The 2559-nt window shown below is 40.4% G+C and carries 3 protein-coding genes; all 3 read right to left on the bottom strand.

Going from position 1 to position 2559, the window contains the following annotated elements; translation table 11 throughout:
* Positions 1 to 231: 231 nt before the first annotated feature.
* The 3 genes from PENNN9_RS00850 to PENNN9_RS00840 all read right to left on the bottom strand — a co-directional run bounded on the left by PENNN9_RS00850 (position 232) and on the right by PENNN9_RS00840 (position 2073).
* On the bottom strand, positions 232 to 525 hold the full coding sequence (locus PENNN9_RS00850; protein WP_264752880.1) for a SirB2 family protein: 294 nt from the start codon (positions 523 to 525) through the stop codon (positions 232 to 234).
* A gap of 213 nt (positions 526 to 738) precedes the next feature.
* Positions 739 to 1059 carry a BolA family protein gene (locus PENNN9_RS00845; RefSeq protein WP_058367886.1) on the bottom strand — a complete coding sequence of 107 codons (321 nt, stop codon included), beginning with the start codon at positions 1057 to 1059 and terminating at the stop codon, positions 739 to 741.
* A gap of 201 nt (positions 1060 to 1260) precedes the next feature.
* Positions 1261 to 2073, bottom strand: coding sequence for a M48 family metallopeptidase (locus PENNN9_RS00840; protein ID WP_058367885.1), 813 nt, complete (start codon positions 2071 to 2073; stop codon positions 1261 to 1263).
* Between the last annotated feature and the right edge of the window lie 486 nt (positions 2074 to 2559).

The raw sequence follows: 2559 nt of genomic DNA, 5'->3' as shown, positions 1-2559 counted from the left end.
AGTGTCGCGGCAGAGAAAGTTTTCATAATAGCTCCATCAGGCTAAGTGATTGTATTTAAGATAGCAAAAAACCACAAATTAAGATATTGAAAAATATAATATCTATTAAATATTCAATCTGCTTAAACATAGTCGTTCTACTACAAAATAAACATAAGGCGTCGGCTATAAATTTTGTATAGCTTATATCAACCTATGCCTCGTAATCTCTCATTATAAGTGAGACACATATCAAAATAAGTTTGCAGGCTTGGCAAAAGCAAGTATTACGATGCCTGTATAGGCAATCGCAGAGATCAAAATCCCTGTCTTTCTTTGGCCAGGCGTGGCGTGGTTATGAAAGGCTTTTACGCTGGCACTAATGGCGGCGACTAGCAAAATGACTTTGGCAAATACCCACTGTACTGGAGCGTTTGCGCTTATTAGCTGCATCAGCATAATGGCACCTGAGCCGATGACAAGAGCATAGATGATATGCGTGGCTATCTTCACCGCCTTTGGTGCACGGCTATTAGCACTCAACACCAGATAGCTTTGATATAAAAAACAGTCCAATGGTCAGGACAGCCATCAGCATATGTAAATGTTTCATTGAGTATTATCCCTTTAAAGTAATCTAATCATGCAGCGATGCAGGCATCACGTCAATAAAGCGTGCAAGCACATTTAACGGTCACTTTGTTCGTTATGTAATATGGTATCAGTTTCACACTACACCATTAATATGAATCAGATGGTTTAGGTGTTTTGACCAGCACACAACGGGCTATCTGGGCTTTGACCTTGCCATTCTGTTGGCGTATAGGCATGAATAGCCAATGCATGTACCGAGCCGCCTTGAGAAGTGAGTAGGGGCGCGACTAGACCATAAATCAGTTGATGACGAGCAACCAAACGCTTACTCTCAAAAGCATCGCTTACGATGGTAAGTTTAAAGTGGCTTTCTTTGCCATCAAAGTAGCCTGCATGGTTCATTGATTCATTGATCAGCTCAATATACTGCGGTTGTAATGATTGTAGCTCAGCATGTAGCGCATCAGCGGTAGGTGTGGTACTCATAGCAGTCCTTTTTTATGTCGTGTTAGCGTCTATTATGTATTAGCGTCTTTTGGCGATTTATTACTGCTATTATAGCAGACACTACTAATGATACTTTGTCATTCAATAGACGTTACGCTTTTACCGACAGCAGTAAAAAAGCAGAATACAAACTATAGTCTGTACTCTGCTTTATAGCCAATCTAAACTGGCGTGATTAAATTAACGGCGTGATTGTTGGTACAGCGGCATGACTTTAGGCATTAATGATTGTAGCTGGGCAATACGGTTGCTGCTGGTTGGGTGAGTGCTCAAAAACTGCGGTGGCTCGCCTTGGCTGGCGCGTTGCATTTTTTGCCATAAGGTAATCGATGCTTGCGGATTGTAGCCTGCGCGTGCCATTAGCTCAAGGCCAATTTGATCGGCTTCTGCTTCTTGAGTACGGCTGTGCGGACGACTCAAACCTAGGTCACCTGCGACATTTGCTAATTGTGCCTGACCTTGCGATAGACCAAAAATGCTCGCTGCGACACCGATGCCAGTTTGAGTTGCGTACTCACGTGAGAGGCGTTCGCGAGAATGTTCACGAAGAGCGTGAGACATCTCATGACCCATAATCGCAGCAATTTCATCATCCGTCAGGTTTAGGCGATCGATGATGCCTGAATAAAACATAATTTTACCGCCCGGCATAACGAAAGCATTCAATTGATCTGATTTAATGGTATGTACTTCCCATTGCCATTTAGCGGCATCTGGACGATATGTACCAACTTGTCCAATCAAACGGTTAGAGATTTTCTTGAGACGATTAAGTTGTGCCTGATTAGTGTCAAGCAGACCACGCTTGCGAGCTTCTTGCAAATTCTTATTATAACTTTGGGCTGATAATTGCTGTACCTGTTCACTAGAAACCAATAATAACTGTTGACGATCAACGCCAACTGCACCGCTATTGGTTGTGCTAGTACAACCTGTCAGAGTAAGTGCCGATAACGAAGCTGCCATCACCGTAGTAGTAAGCATTTTTCTCATGATAAATATCCTCATTATAAATAGTAAAAAAGTTGAACAAAGACAACATAGTGGATAGACAGATAAGCTGTTATTTAAATTTTCTTATCGCTTGCCAATCTACATACCTAATAAAATTTTACCCGAACTTTTGTTAAACATAAGTATAATAATGTTAATGATAAAAAACAAAGGTAGGAAAAGTAACAAAACAACGTATCCTTGTAAGTAAAATGATTATGTGAGATAGAAATATTGTTTTATTGTCCTGCATTATAAATAAATAATATTGCTTACTAAATTAATAGTTTATGTTGATACTTAGTTTGAATTAAGACCAAATCTAGCGATACTAACAATAAAGTTGAAAAAAGGCATTGACAGTCCCAGAATATTTGCTAAAATAGCCAGCCTATCGAGACGTAGTCGTTATCAATAACACTGCGATTTGATATTTAGCGGGATTAGCTCAGTGGTAGAGCATAACCTTGCCAAGGTTGGGGTCGA

The sequence above is a fragment of the Psychrobacter sp. ENNN9_III genome, assembly GCF_001462175.1.
In the GTDB taxonomy this organism is placed as follows: domain Bacteria; phylum Pseudomonadota; class Gammaproteobacteria; order Pseudomonadales; family Moraxellaceae; genus Psychrobacter.
Note: the sequence above shows the minus strand (reverse complement) of the source record. Positions and strands in the feature narration are given on the sequence as shown.